The 19,030-nt window shown below is 73.8% G+C and carries 17 protein-coding genes; 7 read left to right on the top strand and 10 right to left on the bottom strand.

Annotated elements, in window-relative coordinates:
• Position 1 precedes the first annotated feature (1 nt).
• Both ACH9D3_RS10915 and ACH9D3_RS10910 read right to left on the bottom strand, forming a co-directional pair.
• Positions 2-712: an urea amidolyase associated protein UAAP2 gene (locus tag ACH9D3_RS10915; protein ID WP_396410914.1), complete on the bottom strand. Its 711-nt coding sequence runs from the start codon at positions 710-712 to the stop codon at positions 2-4.
• A gap of 33 nt (positions 713-745) precedes the next feature.
• Complete coding sequence (locus ACH9D3_RS10910) at positions 746-1,597, bottom strand: urea amidolyase associated protein UAAP1 (protein WP_396410913.1); 852 nt, start codon at positions 1,595-1,597, stop codon at positions 746-748.
• A 148-nt stretch (positions 1,598-1,745) separates the two neighbouring features.
• Here ACH9D3_RS10910 and ACH9D3_RS10905 point away from each other — a divergent pair, with 148 nt between their 5' ends.
• Together ACH9D3_RS10905 and ACH9D3_RS10900 are read left to right on the top strand one after the other, a co-directional pair.
• Complete coding sequence (locus tag ACH9D3_RS10905; protein WP_396410912.1) at positions 1,746-2,411, top strand: TetR family transcriptional regulator; 666 nt, start codon at positions 1,746-1,748, stop codon at positions 2,409-2,411.
• A 134-nt stretch (positions 2,412-2,545) separates the two neighbouring features.
• Positions 2,546-4,330: an N-acetylglutaminylglutamine amidotransferase gene (locus ACH9D3_RS10900; protein WP_396410911.1), complete on the top strand. Its 1,785-nt coding sequence runs from the start codon at positions 2,546-2,548 to the stop codon at positions 4,328-4,330.
• A gap of 28 nt (positions 4,331-4,358) precedes the next feature.
• Here ACH9D3_RS10900 and ACH9D3_RS10895 read toward each other — a convergent pair whose 3' ends face one another.
• The 4 genes from ACH9D3_RS10895 to ACH9D3_RS10880 form a co-directional block, all read right to left on the bottom strand.
• Positions 4,359-4,493 (bottom strand): hypothetical protein, encoded by a 135-nt coding sequence (locus ACH9D3_RS10895; RefSeq protein ID WP_396410910.1) that lies wholly within the window; start codon positions 4,491-4,493, stop codon positions 4,359-4,361.
• A 225-nt stretch (positions 4,494-4,718) separates the two neighbouring features.
• On the bottom strand, positions 4,719-5,690 hold the full coding sequence (locus tag ACH9D3_RS10890) for an AraC-like ligand-binding domain-containing protein (protein ID WP_396410909.1): 972 nt from the start codon (positions 5,688-5,690) through the stop codon (positions 4,719-4,721).
• Positions 5,691-5,783: 93 nt separating this feature from the next.
• The gene (locus ACH9D3_RS10885; protein ID WP_396410908.1) at positions 5,784-6,395 is read right to left on the bottom strand and encodes a hypothetical protein; all 612 of its coding nucleotides are present in this window, start codon (positions 6,393-6,395) and stop codon (positions 5,784-5,786) included.
• Complete coding sequence (locus ACH9D3_RS10880) at positions 6,392-7,999, bottom strand: amino acid permease (protein WP_396410907.1); 1,608 nt, start codon at positions 7,997-7,999, stop codon at positions 6,392-6,394. The genes ACH9D3_RS10885 and ACH9D3_RS10880 overlap by 4 nt, the downstream gene beginning before the upstream one ends.
• Positions 8,000-8,304: 305 nt before the next feature.
• On the opposite strand from ACH9D3_RS10880, the gene ACH9D3_RS10875 reads away from it, so the two are divergent.
• Positions 8,305-9,240, top strand: a complete 936-nt coding sequence (locus ACH9D3_RS10875; RefSeq protein WP_396410906.1) for a hypothetical protein — start codon at positions 8,305-8,307, stop codon at positions 9,238-9,240.
• 71 nt (positions 9,241-9,311) lie between these two features.
• Complete coding sequence (locus ACH9D3_RS10870; protein ID WP_396410905.1) at positions 9,312-10,487, top strand: alcohol dehydrogenase catalytic domain-containing protein; 1,176 nt, start codon at positions 9,312-9,314, stop codon at positions 10,485-10,487.
• Positions 10,488-10,590: 103 nt separating this feature from the next.
• Here the strand turns inward: ACH9D3_RS10870 and ACH9D3_RS10865 are convergent, their stop codons facing one another.
• Positions 10,591-11,874, bottom strand: coding sequence for a saccharopine dehydrogenase NADP-binding domain-containing protein (locus tag ACH9D3_RS10865; RefSeq protein WP_396410904.1), 1,284 nt, complete (start codon positions 11,872-11,874; stop codon positions 10,591-10,593).
• A 202-nt stretch (positions 11,875-12,076) separates the two neighbouring features.
• Here ACH9D3_RS10865 and ACH9D3_RS10860 point away from each other — a divergent pair, with 202 nt between their 5' ends.
• Entirely contained in the window at positions 12,077-12,964 is an 888-nt protein-coding gene (locus tag ACH9D3_RS10860; protein ID WP_396410903.1) for a tryptophan-rich sensory protein, read from the top strand.
• Here ACH9D3_RS10860 and ACH9D3_RS10855 read toward each other — a convergent pair.
• Together ACH9D3_RS10855 and ACH9D3_RS10850 are read right to left on the bottom strand one after the other, a co-directional pair.
• Entirely contained in the window at positions 12,919-13,800 is an 882-nt protein-coding gene (locus ACH9D3_RS10855) for a fructosamine kinase family protein (protein WP_396410902.1), read from the bottom strand. The two genes, ACH9D3_RS10860 and ACH9D3_RS10855, sit on opposite strands and share 46 nt — an antisense overlap.
• 140 nt (positions 13,801-13,940) lie before the next feature.
• The gene (locus ACH9D3_RS10850) at positions 13,941-15,872 is read right to left on the bottom strand and encodes a glycoside hydrolase family 15 protein (RefSeq protein ID WP_396410901.1); all 1,932 of its coding nucleotides are present in this window, start codon (positions 15,870-15,872) and stop codon (positions 13,941-13,943) included.
• A 234-nt stretch (positions 15,873-16,106) separates the two neighbouring features.
• Here ACH9D3_RS10850 and ACH9D3_RS10845 point away from each other — a divergent pair, with 234 nt between their 5' ends.
• Complete coding sequence (locus ACH9D3_RS10845; protein ID WP_396410900.1) at positions 16,107-17,468, top strand: glucose-6-phosphate dehydrogenase; 1,362 nt, start codon at positions 16,107-16,109, stop codon at positions 17,466-17,468.
• Between the two features lie 42 nt (positions 17,469-17,510).
• On the opposite strand, the gene ACH9D3_RS10840 is transcribed toward ACH9D3_RS10845, so the two are convergent.
• The gene (locus ACH9D3_RS10840; RefSeq protein ID WP_396400132.1) at positions 17,511-18,419 is read right to left on the bottom strand and encodes a PIG-L deacetylase family protein; all 909 of its coding nucleotides are present in this window, start codon (positions 18,417-18,419) and stop codon (positions 17,511-17,513) included.
• Positions 18,420-18,774: 355 nt separating this feature from the next.
• Here ACH9D3_RS10840 and ACH9D3_RS10835 point away from each other — a divergent pair, with 355 nt between their 5' ends.
• On the top strand, positions 18,775-19,002 hold the full coding sequence (locus tag ACH9D3_RS10835) for a hypothetical protein (RefSeq protein WP_396400131.1): 228 nt from the start codon (positions 18,775-18,777) through the stop codon (positions 19,000-19,002).
• The last annotated feature ends 28 nt before the right edge of the window (positions 19,003-19,030 follow it).

Below are 19,030 nucleotides of genomic sequence, written 5' to 3'. Positions count from 1 at the left end.
CTCACGCCTCCTGCCGGGCCGGGGCCGCGGTGCCGGCACTGATGATCATCTCGGCACGGGACGGGTCGAAGCCGTTGCACGGGTTGTTGATCTGCGGGCAGTTGGAGACGACGACGAGCACGTCCCGCTCCGCCCGCAGGCTCACCGACAGCCCCGGCGCGGAGATGCCGTCCACGATGCCGAGCGCGCCGTCCGGGTCCACCGGGACGTTCATGAACCAGTTGACGTTGGAGACCTGGTCCCGCTTGCCCATGCCGTACTTCGAGAGCTCGGCCAGGAAGTTGTCGGCGCACCCGTGCTGGGACCAGGTGTGGTGGCCGTAGCGCAGGGTGTTGGACTCCTTGGAGCAGGCGCCGCCGAGGGTGTCGTGGCGCTCCACGTCCGTGCCGACCACGGTCAGCAGCGGCTCGTGCTCGTTGCTGCGCAGCACCGAGCCGGCGGTCAGGTAGACGCTGTCCTGACCCTGCAGGGTGGCCTGCGCGCTGTAGGCCCGGGCGGTGTCCGCGGCGTCGTAGACCAGGAAGTCGACGGCCTGGTTGCCGTCCACGTCCACGATGGTCAGCACCTGGCCGGCCGCCAGGACGGCGGACCAGGGGGCGAGCGGGGCCACGGTCTCGCGGCGGAGCTCGGGGCCGAACCGGGACGCGGGGTCGGCGTGGCCGGAGGTCCCGGCGGCCGGGACGGTGGGGCGTGCGGTGGTGGGAGCAGTCATGGCGGATTTCCTCGTTCTCGTCGCTCGGGGGTCTCAGGCCAGGCCGCGGGCGCGGAGGTACTCCGCGGTGTTCTGGTAGGCGCGGCGGCGCTCGGGGGCGGAGTTCCAGGCCGGGGCCTCGGGCGTGGTGGGTCGGGCGCGCCACGCGACGACGTCGAGCGGGGTGCTCACGTACTCCTCGCGCGGGTCCAGCGGGTGGGCCGCGTTGGCGATGAGCAGCACGCACGGCATCTCGGTGACGAGCGTCAGGGCGGCGCCCGCCCCGGCGGAGCCCGTGAACACCGGGTGGCCGGAGGGGGTGACCTCGACGCCCTGGAAGAAGGAGACGCAGGGGGCGACGTCCCGCCGGGAGAGCCCGTGCTTGGCACCGGCGAGGACCAGCAGCTCACGGCCTGCGGGGCTCGGCCCCTGCGGCTGGCCGTCCCCGTAGCGCTCCTCGTTGCGGGCCCGGGTGCTGGCCCCGTACAGGGCGTCGTGGCGGCCCGAGCCGTCCTCGACCACCGTGGCCATCGCACGCCCCTGGTCGGAGAGCAGGACCTGGCCCGCGCCGGAGTACACCTGCCACTGGATCTTCACGGTGTCGGCCACGTTGAGCCGCTCGAAGGGCTCGGCGGCGTTGTAGAGCAGGACCGAGGCGCAGGCGTCGCCCAGCACGTCGGTGAGCCGGACGGCGGTCCCGCGGTCCAGGACCTTGTGCGTGTAGTTCCCGCCGGCCACGCGCTCGGCCCACACGAGGTCCTGCGGGGCCACCCGGCCCGGTGCCTCGGTGGAGGTGGTGGCCGGGACGGTGGGGCGGCACTCGACCGCGGTGCCCTCCTGGGCGCGGGCGTGGGCCCGGGCCCCGGCGGTGGTCCCCGTCGAGGACGTGGTCTGGGTGTCGGTCATGGCCGGCTCCTTCTGACGTGACGAGAGAGTTTCCTGTCGATTGACAGATATCGAACCAGGGCGGGGTTTCCCCCGGGTTCGGCGCCGGTTTCGGCCGTGTAACTCCGGTCCCGCCCCCGCGATCGCCGGGATTGGTAGGTTCGGGGACGTGACCAGGACCCCGGGACGCCCGCGCAAGAGCACCACCTCCCCCACCGGGCGCGGAGCCGAGCAGGACATCCTCCACGCCGCCGGGGAGCTGTTCGTGCGCCGGGGCTTCGGACGCACGAGCACCCGGGCGGTCGCCGAGGCCGCCGGTCTCCAGCAGGCGAGCGTCTACCACTGGTTCCGGTCCAAGGAGGACGTCCTGCTGCGCCTCGTGCTCGGCACCGTGCTGCCCTCGCGCCGGCTCGCGGAACGGCTGCTCACCGCGGACGCCCCCGGGCACGTCGCGCTCTGGGCCCTGTGCTTCGCCGACACCCGCCTGCTCCTCGACGACCCCCAGAACCTCGGGGCCCTCTACTTCGCCGCGGAGCTGCGGGCGGAGGGCTTCGAGGAGTTCCACGAGAACCGGGACGCCCTGGAACGGATCTACGGAGCGCTGCTGGAGCGCACGAGCGGGCACCCCGCCGCACCGTTCGACGCGGCCGTGGTGATGGGTCTCGTGGAGAACGTCATCCTCCAGCGGCAGCGGGCGGACCCGCGGCTGCCCGAGGACGCGGCGGCCCGCATCGCGGACGCGGCGCTGCGGCTGGCGGAGGTGCCGGACCGGGTGACGGAGGAGACCCGGCGCCGGGCCCTGGACCTGCTGGAGCGCCTGGAGACGGCGGACTGACACCCCGTGACCGGACGGACCGTCACCCCGGTGACCGGCGCCCGGCCCCGAGCCGCCTAACATGGGTAGATGCTCTCGCGCCACGGAACTCCGGTCCCGACCCGCCCTGCGCCCCGGAGCGGGGGTGAGCGCTGATGTGCGGTCTCGCCGGTGAGGTCCGGTTCGACGGTGCCGCCGCGGACCCGGGCACGATCCACCGCATGACGTGCGCCCAGGCCGGCCGCGGCCCGGACGGGCAGGGCGTCTGGGCCCAGGGACCGGTGGCCATGGGCCACTGCCGGCTGCGGATCGTCGACCTGAGCCCGTCGGGCGGACAGCCGATGGTGGACTCCCGGCTGGGCCTGTCGATCGTGTTCAACGGCATGATCTACAACTACCGGCAGCTGCGCGAGGAGCTGCGCGGGATGGGCTACGAGTTCTTCTCGACCTCGGACACCGAGGTCGCCCTGAAGGCCTACCACCACTGGGGCCGGGAGTGCGTGCACCGGTTCCACGGCATGTTCGCGTTCGCGATCACCGAGCACACGAGCGGGCGCACGGTCCTGGCGCGCGACCGGCTGGGCATCAAGCCGCTCTACGTCGACCACACGGGGGCACGGCTGCGCTTCGCCTCGACGGTGCAGGCGCTGCTGGCGGCGGGGGGCGTCGACACCTCGATCGACCGCACCGCCCTGTCCTACTACCTCACCTTCCACTCGGTGGTCCCGGCCCCGCGCACCGTCCTGAAGGGCGTCCGGAAGCTGCCCCCGGCGACCGTGCGCACCGTCGAGCCCGACGGCTCGGCCTCGGACCTCGAGTACTGGAACCCCCAGTTCACCCGCGACGAGGACCGCTCGGACTGGTCCGAGCAGGACTGGCAGGACGGGCTCGTCGAGAAGCTGCGCACCGCCGTGCAGCGGCGCATGGTGGCGGACGTGCCGGTGGGCGTGCTGCTGTCCGGCGGCATCGACTCGAGCCTCGTCGTCGCCCTCCTGGCGGAGGGCGGCCAGGAGGACCTGCGGACGTTCAGCATCGGCTTCGAGTCCCGGGGCGAGGAGTCCGGGGACGAGTTCGAGTTCTCGTCCCTCGTGGCCCGCCGCTTCGGCACCGACCACCACCAGGTCGCGATCGACGACGCGCGACTGGTCCCGGCGATCGACCGGACCGTCGCCGCGATGAGCGAGCCGATGATCAGCCACGACTGCGTGGCGTTCTACCTGCTCAGCGAGGAGGTCTCGCAGCACGTCAAGGTCGTGCAGTCGGGCCAGGGCGCCGACGAGGTGCTCGGCGGCTACCACTGGTACCCGCCGCTGGCCGACGTCGCGCGGGACGACGCCCGGCAGACCTACTCCGAGTCGTTCTTCGACCGGCCGTGGTCCCGGCTCGCGAAGGTGCTCTCCCCCGAGTGGATGGCGACCCACGACGCGCCGACGGCGTTCATCGAGCGGCACTTCGGCCGTCCGGGCGCGGAGACCGCCGTCGACGCCGCCCTGCGCACCGACTCCACGGTGATGCTCGTGGACGACCCGGTCAAGCGCGTCGACAACATGACCATGGCGTGGGGGCTCGAGGCCCGGGTGCCGTTCCTCGACCACGAGCTCGTCGAGTTCGCCGGGCGCATCCCGCCGGAGCTCAAGCTCGCCGACGGCGGCAAGGGCGTCCTGAAGCGTGCGGCGCGGGGGATCGTCCCGGACGAGGTGATCGACCGGAAGAAGGGCTACTTCCCCGTGCCGGCGATCCGCACCCTCGAGGGCGGGACCCTCGAGCGGGTCGAGGCCGCCCTGACGGACCCGGCGGCGGTGCGGCGGGGGCTCTACAACTCGGAGGTCGTGGAGACCCTGCTGGCCGACCCCAACCAGCACCACACGCCGCTGCGCTCCAACGTGCTGTGGCAGCTGGGTCTGCTGGAGATGTGGCTGCAGGAGAACGGCATCTCCTGAGCCGGGTGCACCGCTGCGACCGGCCGGGTCACGCCGGCCTCCCGAGCTGCTGCTGCCCGCCCAGCCACTCCACGGCCCGGCGCACGATCTCGGGCGGAACGGTGTGCCCGCCCGCGAACTCGGCGTAGGTGACGTCGTAGCCGTCCTCCTCGAGCCGGGGCACGATGCGTCGGCTCGTCCGGTCGACCGGGAGGGTCTCGTCGCCGGTCCCGTGGGAGACGAAGATCCTCGGCGTTCCGCGTCGCCCCGCCGGCGGGACAAAGCCCGGCGAGGACGGCGCCAGGACGGCGAACCCGTGCTCGGCGGCGGAGTTCCTGAGCAGGTCGAGGCCGCCGTGGGTGTGCGCGTGGCGCGGGCCGTGCTCCCGCCCCGGCAGGTGGTGGCTGGGTCAGCCGCCCAGGGCCCGGGCGCGCGCCGCGGACGGGGAGACGCCGTAGGCGGCCTTGTACACGCGGGAGAAGTGGGCGGCGTCGGGGAAGCCCCACCGGGCGGCGATCCGCGCCACGGGCACCCCGGCGCCGACGGGGTCCTCGAGCGCCCGCCGGCAGCGCTCCAGCCGGCGGGTGCGGATCCAGGTGGAGACCGTGGTGCCCTCCTCCTGGAAGACCTGGTGCAGCCGGCGCACCGAGATGTAGTGCGCCCGGGCGATCGTCGTCGGTCCGAGGTCCGGCCGGGCGAGATTGGCCTCGACGAAGTCGTGCACGCGAGCCCGCAGCCGGTCCTTCTCGTGGGAGGAGGCCGCCACCTGGTCGTCGAGCTCGAGGTTGAAGGAGGTGGTGAGCAGGTCGAGGGCGGAGTTGCCGAGCCGCTGGCCGTTCATCCCGTCCAGGGCCTCCATGTGGTCCGCCATCGACCGGAGGAAGGACGCCACCATGTCGTGCACGGCGCCCTCGGGCCCGAGCCGGCAGGCGCGCAGCTGGGCGACGGCGGCCGGCGGGAGGTCGAGGACGCGGTGGTCGAACATCAGGACCAGCAGCCGGGACTCCTCGGGGAACTCCAGGCGGTAGGGCTCGGAGGTGTCGTAGAGGGTGAGGTCGCCGGGGTCCAGGACGCTCCGCCGGCCGTCCTGCTCGACGACGCAGCGCCCCTCGAGCTGCAGGTTCACCTTGAAGCGACCGCCGCCGGCGTCGTCCGAGCCGGTCGGCACCCGCTCGACCGCGTGCGGCGAGAACCGCAGGTGCGAGACGTGCAGGTTCCCGGCCTCCCGGCCCACGAGACCCGCCCGGAAGGTCCGTGCGGCCGTGGTCGTGCAGCTCAGGGGGACGAAGGAGCGCGAGGTCAGGCGCGACCAGTCCTGGATGGACGCCACGAGCTCCGGGCTCGCGGCGTCGGGCCCCGGTCCGGTCCTCGTGGTGACCATTCGGCAGATCCCTTCCCTGTCCGGCACGGCGGCCGGCAGGGCCCGGACCACCGGGGCCCGGGCCGTGACCGGCATCACATCTGGGTCGCCATGCTATACCGAACGGTAGGTCATCCGCCGATTGTGTCGCCGGAGCCAGGTGACCGCGACGACGGCCACGGCGAGCTCGACCCCCACCACGAGGAGCATGCCGCCGTGGCCCGCCCCGGCGGTGCTCGCCGCGGAGACGGCGGAGGTGTCCGCGTGGTGCCCGAGGTGGCCGTGCGCCCCGGAGCCCGCGTCCAGCAGCGGGAGGAGCAGCACGTGGCCGAGCGCCATCGCCAGGGCCATGCCCATGGTCATCCGCACCGTGCCCGCGGGGTCGGCGGTCCGGACGAGGCCGGGCAGGCAGGTCAGGCACAGCACCGCCATGACCCCCATGAGCGCCGACCACCCGGGGCCGTGGGCGCCGCCGAGGCCCATCTGCCCGTGCAGGGCGACCGAGGCGGCCGTTCCCAGCACGAGCAGCGCGCGGAGGAGGTCGGCCTGCGGCCGCGGCACCCGGAGCGGGGCCTCCGCCCGGTGCAACGATCCCACCGGTCGCGGCGCCCGGAGCGGGCCGCCGACCCGGCGATGCGCCCCCGGCGGACCGCCCGGCGGTCGCGGCGCCCGGCTCGCCGCGACCGCGCCGGCCGCCCCGGGCGCCCCGAGGTCCGGGGTGGTCACCGCCCGCCCCTCGAGTCCCCCACGACGCCCGCGGTCTCGGGCGTCTCCGGGGCCTCCTGGGCGCCGGGTGCGTCCGGGGCGTCCAGCTGCGGCACGGATCCGCCGCCCTCCACGGCGCGGCCCGAGCCCACTCCGGCGAACACCTCGGGCCGGTGGCGCCGGAGGTACTCGCCCCAGAGCAGGCCCGCGAGCCCGGCGGCCAGGATGACCGCCGGCATGACGACGGCCAGGGGGCTGGGCCCCTCGGCGCCGATGAGGACGTCGAAGTTCACCAGGACCAGGACGAAGACCGTGCCCAGGCCCACCGCGGACAGCGCGGGGGCGATCCAGCGCACCCAGGCCGAGCGCCCGCCCGGGTCCCGCCGGAAGTGCCCGATGACCGCCAGGGAGGTGACGGCCAGCAGGAAGACCAGCCCGAAGGCGCCCGCGTTGACCAGCCAGGTGAACAGCGTCAGCACCGGGAAGAGGGGGCCGAGCTCGGAGCCCTGCCCGGCGATCGCGAAGACCGTCACGAGCACCACGGCGAGCGCGCTCTGCGCGAGGGATCCGGCCACCGGGGCGTGGTTGCGCCGCCCGACGGCGCCGAGCCACCGCGGCAGCACGCTCTCGCGGCCCAGCGAGAAGAAGTACCGGGCGACCGCGTTGTGGAAGGCGATGAGCGCGGCGAGCAGGCTCGTGATGAACAGGACCTGGGCGATGTCCGCGAGCAGCGCTCCGCCCTGCTCGCCCAGGAACACGAACACGAGGTCCGGCCCGTACTCCTGGGAGGCGCCCACGATCCCGCCCGGGCCCACCCCCACGGCCAGGGCCCACGCGGAGAAGGCGTAGAACACCGAGATGACGGCCACCGCGGTGAACGTGGCCCGCGGGACGGCCCGCGCCGGGTCCTTGGCCTCCTCGCTGTAGATCGCGGCGGACTCGAAGCCCATGAACGCGGCGATCCCGAAGGACAGCACGGCGCCGATCCCGTAGGTGAAGAACTCGGAGGGCATCAGGGGCTGGGCGCTGATGCCCTCGGGAGCGACGCCCAGGGAGATCACGTCGACCACGATCACCACGAGGAACTCGAGGGCGACCAGGACCGCGATCACCTTGGCGGAGAGGTCGATCCGGCTCACGCCCAGCAGCCCCACGAGGACGAGTCCGGCGAAGGCCGCGGCCCACCAGGGCACGGCCAGGCCCAGACGCGCCTCCAGGAAGGAGGACAGGACGAAGCCGAAGATGCCGTAGAGACCGATCTGCATCGCGTTGTAGCTGATCAGGGCGAGCCAGGAGGCGCCGATGCCCTGGCGGTGGCCCAGGCCGTCGGCCACGTAGGCGTAGAACGCACCCGCGTTGGTGATGCGCGAGGACATCGCCCCGTAGCCCACGGCGAACAGCGCGAGGATCACGCCGAGGACCAGGAAGCCGAGGGGCACCCCGAGCAGGCCGGTCACGGCGAACGTGGACGGGACGCCTCCGGCCAGGACCGTGAGCGGCGCGGAGGCCGCGATGATCAGGAAGACCAGCGACGGGACGGTCAGGGTCCGGCGTTCCAGGCCCGTGCTCTCGGTGACGTGGCCGTGCGCCGCGGCCCGGTCGCGGGCGGTCGGTGCGGTGCTCACGGCTCAGCCCTCGCATCCGCGGTCGCGGGCGGGACGGCCGTCGGGCCCGGGCGGTGCGGTGCTGGGAGCGGACGGTGGCGCGGTGGGAGCGGACTGCTGCACGGTGGTACTCCTTCGGCGGGAACGGGTGCGGCCCCGGGTGGGAACACGCCCAGTGTGACCCCGGGCACAGTTCCCGGCGGAGGTTCGGACGGTTCACTGCACGCGCCGTCAACGGACGTGCAGGGGCGGTCAAGGGACCGCGTCACGAGCGCGTGGCCTACCGTGGGTCCCGGGGACCGGACGGCTCGGCGGAGGGAACAGCAGTGGCGAGGAACGACGACGCGCGGCACGAGGGCCGGCGGCCGGTCGACGAGACCGAGCAGCTCGGCCTGGCGGAGGAGATCGCGCGCCGGCTCGACCGGCCCATGGGCGTGCTGGGCATCCTGTTCCTGTTCGTGGTGCTGGGCCAGCTGCTCGCCGAGGACCCCGGGCTCGTGGCCGTCCTCAACGTGGTCGGCTGGCTCTTCTGGGCCGTGTTCGTCGGCGAGTTCCTGCTCCGGGCGTACATCGCCCGGTTCTCCGCCCGGTTCTGGAAGCGCAACTGGTGGCAGGTGCTGTTCCTGCTGCTGCCCTTCCTGCGCTTCGTCCGCGCCCTGCAGGCCGCCCGGCTGCTCCGGCTCACCCGGCTGACCCGGGCGGGGAGCGTGCTCTCGGCCGGGGTGCGGGGCTCGCGCTCGGCGGGGAAGCTGCTGTCCAGCCGGATCGGTTGGCTCGCTGCGGTCACCGGCGTCGTCGTGCTGGTCTCGAGCCAGCTGCTCTACCTCCTCGGCTACTACGAGGGGTACGGCCTGGCGCTCTCCGACGCGGCGATGTCCACGGTCACGGGCCGGGAGCTCGGGGCGCAGGGCGGCTTCCCCCGCGTGCTGGAGGTGGTGCTGGCGCTCTACTCGGTGGCCGTCTTCGCGACCCTGGCCGGCTCGGTCGGTGCGTACTTCCTGCGCGGCGAATCGGACGACAAGCCCGGCAGCGAGCTCGGCAGCGAGCCGGGCGCCACGTCGAACGACGAGCCGGGCGGCACCTCGGGAACCGGGCCGAACGGTGGGCCGAGCGGCGGCGCAGCCGGGACGGAGGACGGGAACGCCGACAGGAACAGCGACGGGAACGCCGCCGGGAATGCCGGGAGGACGGCGGCCGTGGACCCGGCCGCCGGGCCGCCGGCCGGACCGGCGCACTGTTCGGAGCGGGGCACCGGCTTGTAGGATCGTTCCGACCGAACAGATCAGCATGCTGTCCAACCGACCCGGGGGGACAGCTCTGAGAAGGAGGATCGATGAAGGCTCTGACATGGCAGGGAAAGCGCTCGGTGAGCGTCGAGGAGGTTCCGGATCCGCAGATCCAGGAGCCCACGGACGCGATCGTCCGGATCACCTCGTCCGGGATCTGCGGGTCGGACCTGCACCTGTACGAGGTGCTGGGCCCGTTCATGGACAAGGGCGACATCGTCGGCCACGAGCCCATGGGCATCGTGGAGGAGGTCGGCTCGGCCGTCACGGACCTCAAGCCCGGCGACCGCGTCGTGATCCCGTTCAACATCTCCTGCGGGCGCTGCCACATGTGCAGCCAGGGGCTGCAGTCGCAGTGCGAGACCACCCAGGTCCGGGAGTACAACAGCGGGTGCGCCATCTACGGCTACTCCCGCATGTACGGTTCGGTGCCGGGCGGCCAGGCCGAGTACCTGCGGGTGCCGCACGCCGACTACGGGCCCGTCAAGGTCCCCGAGACGGGTGAGGACGAGCGCTACCTGTACCTCTCCGACGTGGTGCCCACCGCGTGGCAGGCCGTGCAGTACGCCGCTCCCCCGGAGGGCGGCTCGCTCGCGGTGCTGGGCCTGGGCCCGATCGGCCAGATGTCCGCCCGGATCGGCCGGCACCTGGGCTACCGCGTGTTCGCGGTGGACCCGGTCGCCGAGCGCCGGGCCATGGCCGAGCGCCACGGCATCGAGACGATGGAGTCCTCCGGCGACGTGGCGGAGCGGCTGAAGGACCTCACGGACGGCCGCGGGCCGGACTCCGTGGTGGACGCTGTCGGGATGGAGGCGCACGGCTCGCCGGTGGCGGGCATGGCCCACCAGGCGGTCGGGCTGTTGCCGGGCCCCCTGGCCCGCAAGGCCATGGAGACCGTCGGCACGGACCGGCTCGACGCCGTCTACACGGCCATCGACGCCGTCCGCCGCGGCGGCACGATCTCGCTCAGCGGTGTGTACGGCGGCACGAAGAGCCCGCTGCCGCTGCTCACGATGTTCGACAAGCAGCTCCAGCTGCGCATGGGCCAGTGCAACGTGAAGCGGTGGATCGACGACCTGCTCCCGCTCGTGGACGACCCGTCGGACCCGCTGGGCGTGCTCGACCTGGCGACCCACCAGGTACCGCTGGACCAGGCGCCGGAGATGTACGAGAAGTTCCAGAAGAAGGAGGACGGCTGCATCAAGGTGGTGCTCAAGCCGTAGTCCCGGACACCCGGGTCTCCCACCGGCCCCCGTCCCTCCCGAGGGACGGGGGCCGGTGCGCGCTCGGCCCACGGTGCTCAGCCGACCGTGATGTGCACCCGGCTCAGCCGACCGTGATGTGCACCCGGGCCGGCCGCAGGGCGTCGACGTCGCCGTCCAGGGCGAGGGCGGGCGTGGTCGAGCCGAGCGCGGCGTCGGGGACGCCGCGCACCGCCATGCGGAGGGCGAGCTCCGTGGTCAGCCACGGGGTGGTGCCGTAGCCGGGATTGCCCTGCGCCTCGAGCACGGCGGGAAAGCTGCTCCCCTCGTGGGTGGTGAACACGCCGCGGGTGGTCCACGACCAGCCGGTGAGGACGTCGCCCTCCGGGCCCGTCCCCACCTGCGGCAGCACTCCCGCCAGGACGTCGGCGAGCCGCGCGCGCACCGGGTGCGGCAGGCCGGTGGCGAGCCCGGCGAACGTCTGGAAGGCGGCCACCGCCTCCGCCGCGAGGAGGCGCCCGGCCCCCCGGGGCCCGCCCGAGCGGCCCATGGCCGTGGCCTCGCGGAACGCGACGGGGTGGGCGGCGGCCCCGGCCACGGGGCTGAGGGCCTGGGTGCGGTGCACCACCGGGGGGTTGATCGCCGCGAGCGGGCTCATGGGCGCGAGCACCCGGCCGTCGGCGGTCCGGGCGCGCAGGCGCAGCGGGCTGAACGCCCGCACGGCGTCGGGGTCCGACGCCGTCCCGGTGCCCGGGGCAGGCTCCGGGAGACGGGCGGCGACGTCCCCGGTGCGGGCGGGGTCGGGGTCCCGCAGGACCTCGACGAGGCTCTGCACGGTCCCGCCCGAGACCGACTCCGAGAAGCCGGTCCCCGGCGGGGTGCACACGGAGGTCACGAGGTCCGCGGTGCGCAGGACCTCGCCGCGGGCGGCGGCGTGCCGGCGGGCGGCGTCGACGAGGACGTCGGCGGGCAGGGCCTCGAAGCCCGCCGTGTGCACGATCGCGACCCCGGCGGCCCGCGCGGCCTCGTGCAGGTCCCGGTCGGTCCGGTGGGCGAGCTGGGACTCGCCGGTCACGTCGACGTAGTGGGTGCCCTCCGCGACGCACGCGGCGAGCACCGGCGGCGCCAGCCGGGTGTAGGGACCGGCGAGGTTCACCAGCACGTCGACCCGGCGCACGAACGCCCGCAGCGAGTCGGGGTCGGCGATGTCGGCGGGCAGGACCTCGGGGGCGGGGAGGTCCCGCTCGGCGCACAGGGCGCGCACGCGCTCGGGGTCCCGGGCGCCGACGACGACGTCCGCCCCCGCCTCGGGCGCCCGCGCCAGGAGGTGGGTCAGCGCCACGCGCCCGGTGATGCCGGTGGCGCCGAGGAGTCCTACGACGGGCCGGGGGTTCTGGTTGGGTTCCATCCGGCAACTCTAGGGGCACGGCCCGGCCGGGCGCAGAGGACACCGGTCCGCCGAAGACGCAGGTCAGCCGGGGACCCCGCAGGTCAGCCGGCGGCTCCGCGGGTGCCGCACCGTCCCTGGCGGCGATCAGGTCCGGGGCCTACCGTGGAGATCGAGGTTCCACACCCCGCGACCCGTGCCACCCGAGAAAGGCCCCGCCGCCGTGACCGCTTCCCCCGCCCGACATCCCGATTCCCGGCCGACCGCCGCGGACCGCACCCGCCAGGTGGTGGTCACGGTCAGCGAGGTCGCGTGCGTCCTGGGCACGCTCGTCGGGATCGGCATCTTCGGCACCCGGGTCGCGGAGTCCTCCGGCGGCAGCCTCGCGGCGGACGCGACCCTGCTCGCGCCGGCCGGCACGGCGTTCTCGATCTGGTCGGTGATCTACCTGGGACTGTTCGCCTACACCGTCTGGCAGTGGCTGCCCTCGCGGGCCACGGACCCCCGGGCCCGCGCCACCGGCTGGCTCGCGGCGGCGTCCATGCTCCTCAACGCGGGCTGGCTGCTCGTCACCCAGCAGGGCTGGATCTGGGTCAGCGTCGTGGTCATCGTCGCCCTGGTCCTGGTCCTGGGTCTGCTGGTGGACCGTCTGACGCGTGTTCCGGGCCGGCGAGGTCCGCTCGACACGGTCGTGGTGGACGGCACCTTCGGGCTCTACCTGGGCTGGGTGTCCGTCGCGACGGCCGCCAACGTGGCGGCTGCTCTCGTGGACTCGGGCGTGCCGCAGGAGGGCCGGGGCGCCGAGTGGATCGGCGTCGCCGTCGTGCTCGTGCTGGCCGCGGTCGTCGCCGCCGTCCAGAGGCGGGTCGGCGGCCGCTGGGCCGTGGCCGCCGCCTCGGCGTGGGGGCTGTCCTGGATCGCGGTCGGCCGGGCCACGGACCAGCCGCAGTCGATGCTCCTGGCGTGGGCCGCGGCCGCGGCGGCGGTCCTGGTGGTGCTGGCCACGGCGTACTTCCGCCGGCGCGGCGGCGTCCGGGACGGCGAGGAGCGGCAGAGCGCCGACGGTCAGCCGCGCAGCCGCAGCAGCGCCCGCAGCGTCGCGTCCCCGTAGCCACCGCCGAACCGGACGGCGTGCACCAGCAGCGGCGGCAGCTGGTACCACGGCACCCGCTCCTGCCAGCCGGGCGCGAGCGGGTGCTCGGCGTCGTAGGCGGCCAGGCAGTCCTCGCCGAAACCGCCGAACAGCAGCATCATCGCGATGTCGACCTCGCGGTGCCCCCAGTACGCCGACGGATCGATCAGCCAGTTGCGCCCGCCGGCGTCCACGAGCCGGTTCCCCGCCCACAGGTCTCCGTGCACGAGGGTCGGCGGCTCCTCCGGTCCGGCGAGCTCCTCGGACCGCGGGGCGAGCTCCTCGAGCAGGTCCGCGGCGCGCGGGGCGATCCGCCCGGCGGCGACCGCGGCTCGCAGGAGCGGACGGATCCGGCGGTCGAGCAGGAAGGCCGCCCAGTCCTGGGTCGGCGACAGGTCGACCTCGAAGGACCCGATCCTCCCGGGCAGCTCCGGGTCCAGCCCGCCGAAGGCCGTCCCCTCCGCCCGGTGCAGCGCCGCGAGCCCGCGCCCGCACTCCTCCTCGGTATCGGGCCGGTGCCGGCCCCGGCCCTCGTCGATCCACTCGAGCACGATGCCGTCCTCCGTCCAGCGCACGACCTCCGGCACGCCGAGGGACGTCGGTGCGTGCTCGCGCAGTGCGCGCAGCCCGGCGACCTCCGCCGCCATCATCCCGGCGGGCGGATCGGCCATCGTCTTGACGAACAGGGGACCCCGGGCCGTCTCGAGGCGGAAGGCCGCCGCCGTGTCACCGCCGCCGACCGGGACGGCATGCTCCACTTCGAGACCGTCCGTCAGGTCGGCGGGCAGGTCGGCGGTCGGGTCGTGGGTGCTCATGCTCCCCGTTCTACTCCATCCGGCCCGTGGTCGGCACCCGGCGCCTGCCCGGCGCCCGGCGCCTGCCCCGCGCGGGGTGCCCGGGCCGCCCCCGAGCCCGAAGCCCGCACCGGGCGGGCACCCGGCACCGGGGCCCGCGCCTACGACCGGAACCGCTCCGCACTGTCCTCACCGGCGCGCGCCCGCACCACGGCGTCGACGGCGCGGATGAAGCCGAGGTGGCTGAACGCCTGCGGGAAGTTCCCCGCGAGCCGCCCGCTGACGGGGTCGTACTCCTCGGCGTAGAGACCGAGGTCGTTCGCGTAGCCCGCGAGCTGCTCCAGCAGCTCCCCGGCGTCGTCCACCCGGCCGCTGCGCGCGTACTGCTCCACGAGCCAGAACGTGCAGATGAGGAAGGGGTACTCGTCGCCCTCGAGACCGTCCAGGCCGGAGGCGGTCCGGTAGCGGTGCACCAGCCCGTGCTCCCCCCGCAGGTCCCGCTCGATCCGCGCCACGGTGCCGAGCATCCGCGGGTCGTCGTAGGCCACGAAGCCCGTGTGCGGCAGCTGCAGCAGCGAGGCGTCCACCTCGGTGTTGTCGTAGGTCTGCGTGAACGTGTTCAGCTCGGCGTCGAAGCCGTGCTCCATGATCTCGGCGCACAGCCGGTCCCGCAGCTCGCGCCACCGCTCGACCGGGCCGCTCAGACCGTGCTGCTCCACGGCGCGCACGCCCTGGTCGAAGGCGGCCCACATCATGGCGCGCCCGTGCACGAAGAACGCGGAGGGCCCGCGCATCTCCCAGATCCCGTGGCCGGCCCGGTCGTAGTGGCGCTCGCAGAAGCGCAGCAGGTTCTTCTGCAGCCCCCACGACCACCGGTCCTCCTCCACCCCCGCGTCCCGGAGCGCGGCGAGCGCGAGCATGACCTCTCCGACGACGTCCGCCTGGTACTGGTCCACCGCGCCGTTGCCGACCCGCACCGGGGTCGATCCCTCGTACCCGCCGAGGTGGTCCAGCTCGGTCTCGGGCAGCTGCCGCTCCCCCGCCAGGCCGTACATGATCTGGACCTGGTCGGGGTCCCCGGCCACGGCCCGCAGCAGCCAGTTCCGCCAGTGCAGCGCACCGTCGGTGAAGTCGTGGGCGACGAGCACCTCGATGGTCAGGGCCGCGTCCCGCAGCCAGGTGTAGCGGTAGTCCCAGTTGCGCACCCCGCCGAACTCCTCGGGCAGCGAGGTGGTGGGGGCCGCCACGATCCCCCCGGTGCCGCGGTGGGTGAGGGCGCGGAGCACGAGCAGCGAGCGCAGCACGGCCTGCTCGTGGCGCTTGTGCGTGCCCACGTGGGAGGACCACTCGGTCCAGAAGGAGACCGCCCGGTCCAGCGCCCCGCCCGGGTCCACCGGCATCGGGACGTCGTGGTGGGACTCGTACCAGGTCAGCACCCAGTCGTGGGACTCGCCGGCGGTCAGGGGGAAGCGCCCGCCCAGCCGGCCGGAGACCGCGCCCTCGTCGTCGTCGGGGCGCCCCGGTTCCGCCGCGGCCGCCTCCTCGATCGCGTCGGCGCGGGGGGAGTCCTGGGGGTGCAGCATCGGGCCGGACAGCAGCAGGGCGTCGGGACCGGCGATCGAGAGCAGCCCGCACGTGCCGTTGCCGTCGATGTCGACCCGCCGCGTCCAGGGCAGGGCGCGCCCGTAGTCGAAGCGGATCCGCAGGTCGTGCTCCACCTCGACCGTGCCCGAGACGCACTCGACCCGCCGGACGAGGTCGGCGTGGTCCGGGTGGTCGTCCCGCGCCCCCACCGGGGGCAGGAAGTCGGTGACCACGACGGTCCCGGTGGGGGTGCGCCACGTCGTCTCGAGCACGAAGGTGCGCGGCAGGTAGCGCCGAGACGTCACCTCCCCGTCGACGGCGGCGAGCCTCCAGCGCCCGTCCTCCGGCGTGCCCAGGAGGGCCGCGAAGACCGACGGGGAGTCGAAGCGGGGGAAGCACAGCCAGTCGACGCTGCCGTCCCGGGACACGAGCGGGCCGGTGTGCAGATCGGAGAGGAGGGCGTAGTCCTCCAGATGGGTGGAGGGGGGCCGGGTCGCGTCGTCGCTCATCCACCCATTCAACCAGCCGACGCCGAACTCCCGCTGGACACGGCGCCGCCGTCACGGAGGACACGGGACGGACGGCACGGGAGGCGCGGGCACACCGGGCACGCCGGAGCACGGGAGACGCCGGAGCACGACCGCACCCGGAGCGCCGGACGGGGCCGGAGGGGGCCGGAGGGGGCCGGAGGGCGTCCCGGAGCGCAGGAGGCGTGGCCCGCGGGGCCGGGGTAGCGTGCTGGCATGGACAAGATCAGGACTCTCGTCATCATCGGCGCCACCGGCGACCTCACGTCCCGCCTGCTGCTGCCGGGGCTGGGCACGCTCCTGACCTCGGCCCCGGAGCTCCGGATCGACGTCGTCGGATCCTCGCGCAGCCCCGAGGCCGACGTCGACTGGACGCAGGTCGTGGCGGAGGCCTTCGCCTCCGTCGGGGCGTCGGGGCCCGCGGTGGAGCACACCCGTGGGACGGCGCGGTACCTCGCGTGCGACGTCACCGACCCCGAGGACCTCCGGGGCCTGCTCGACGACGTCGAGGGGCCGGTGTGCCTGTACTTCGCCCTGCCGCCGTCGGCCACCGCGCGGGCCTGCGAGGTGATGGCGGAGCTCGACCTGCCGGAGGACCTGGTCCTGGCCCTCGAGAAGCCGATCGGCTCCGACGCGGAGACGGCCCGGGAGCTGAACCGGCTCGTGGCCCGGCTCGTCCCGGAGGAGCGGACCTTCCGGGTGGACCACTTCCTGGGCATGCCGGCCGTGCTCAACTTCGTGGGGCTGCGCTTCGCCAACCGGCTGCTGGAGCCGCTCATGAACCGGGAGCACGTGGAGTCCGTGGAGATCGTCTTCGAGGAGACCCTGGGCCTGGAGGGCCGCGCGGATTTCTACGACGCCACGGGGGCGCTGCGGGACATGATCCAGTCCCACCTGCTGCAGGTGATGGCGCTCGTCATGATGGAGCCGCCCTCGTCGTTCGACCAGGTGGAGATCCCCACCCTGACCAGCCACGTCCTGCGGGCCGCGAAGCCCTGGGGGGACGACGTCGCGGGGGCCGCGGCCCGCGGCCGCTACAGCGCCGGCAGCGTGGACGGCCGCGAGCTGCCCGACTACACGGCCGAGGAGGGGGTGGACCCGGACCGCGGAACGGAGACGTTCGCCCAGGTGGTCCTCGAGGTCGACACGTGGCGCTGGAACGGCGTGCCCGTCACGCTGCGCTCGGGCAAGGCCGTCGGCGCCCCGCGCCAGGAGATCGCGATCACGTTCCGCCGGCCGCCGCACGACTACGAGCAGCTGCCCCGCGCCGGCGACGTCGCCCCGGACGTGCTGCGCATGGGCCTCGAGGAGGAGCAGCTGAGCCTGGAGCTGAACGTGGGCGGACCCTTCGACTCCCGCGGGATGACGCGGGTGACGCTCTCGTCCGGGATGGCGCGGCCGGGCCTGACCGCCTACGGCAGCGTGCTGCGGGGCGTCCTCGAGGGCGACCACACCTTCAGCGTCCGCGGGGACGCGGCCGAGCAGGGGTGGCGGATCGTCGACGAGGTGCTGGCCGCCTTCGAGGACGGGCGGGTCCCCCTGGTCGAGTACCCGGCCGGCAGCTCCGGCCCGGTCTGAACGACGCCGGGCCGGGCCGCCGCCGAGTCCCCGCGGGGCCGTCTACAGGTCGCCGATCGCGGAGCCGAGCAGCCGGACCGGCTCGAAGCCCTCCGCGTTGACGTTCTTCGCCTGCGCCCCGCGGAAGGCCGCCAGACCGCGGACCCGCCCGGGGGTCATGTAGGGCTTGCCGGCCTGGTTCCGGTGGGCCAGCACGGCTTCGACCTTGACGTCGACGTAGCCGTCGATGTCCACGAACACGGACGGGTTGAACTCCCGGGTCACCGACGGCGACTCGAAGCACAGGATCGAGTGGTGGGCCCGCGCGGCGCGCAGGGTGGCCTGGTGCACGGCGTAGTGGTCCTGGTGCTGGTCGTGGGCGGAGTGGGTGAAGATCACGTCCGGCTCGAACTCCCGGATCGCGGCCTCGATGGCCCGGACCATGTCGTTGCTGACGGTCTCCAGCTTCGTGTCGGGGAAGTCGTGCACGCGCAGACCCGTGAGTCCGAGGAACGCGGCGCCGCGCTGGGCCTCGGCCGGGCGCAGGCTCTCGTTGCCGCCGACCTCGCCGGAGCTCATCACCAGGCCGCGGACCTCGTGGCCGGTGTCCACCAGCTTGGCCAGGGTCGCCCCGCAGGCGAGCTCGAGGTCGTCCGGGTGGGCCCCGACGGCCAGCACCCTCCGCCGCTCGACCACGGTGGTCGCGGGGATCCTCCGTTCGGCGATGACGAAGCCGAAGGAGCCGGTGGCGACCAGGGTCGCCACCGCGATCCCGTCGCAGATCAACGTCGAGGGCATGATCGTGGCGCACCACAGGTTGAGCACCAGCAGCACCGCGTAGACGACGACGATGGACCGGCGCAGCGTCCTGGCGCCCTCGATGAAGCGCTTGTGGCGCGTGTAGTTCGCGTTCGACAGGACGTAGACGAGGACGACGGTGCTCAGCAGAGCACCCACGACGGATGGCAACATGTTTCCCCCCAGAGATCATCGGCCCGGCCCGGATGCTCCCTCGCCCCCGGGTCGTGGACGCCACCGGCCCCCCGACCGGTTCGACGTCCGCCCCGCCGCGGTGGTGTCCACCGGGTCGGGTATGGATCAGTTTGCATGAGGAAACAGTTTTTTGCATCTGTTAATGCCCGTTCGGACGACCCCACATCCGCCCACATCGGCACTCGTCCCGTGCGGCGGACGCGCCGGCATCCCATGCGTTGCGAACCACCGCTCAGCGCTCTTTTTGATCAGCCTGCTTTTCTGTTCGGGCCGATCGTGTGAGACTGGAACTCCCAGCACCGCACCCGACCAGCAATCCGAAAGAGGCAGACACATGCTCAGCACACTCCAGGACTTCGGCATCCGCAGCGAGCACGCCTACATGGCGGGCTTCGTGTCCATCGGCCTGTCCTTCACCTCCTGGGCCGTGGACTTCAGCAAGTCCAAGGACAAGGCCCAGGCCGACCGCTGGGGCCTGTTCGTGGGCGAGTGGGCCCCGACCTTCTTCGCCCTCGGCGTCGCCCTCAAGCTGGAGGAGACCACCGGCGGCAAGAAGAAGTAGCCACCGGCCCCGGTCAGCACCGCGGCGG

The organism is Kocuria kalidii (assembly GCF_044462225.1).
GTDB lineage: Bacteria > Actinomycetota > Actinomycetes > Actinomycetales > Micrococcaceae > Kocuria > Kocuria kalidii.
This window is presented reverse-complemented; position numbering and strand designations above follow the sequence as displayed.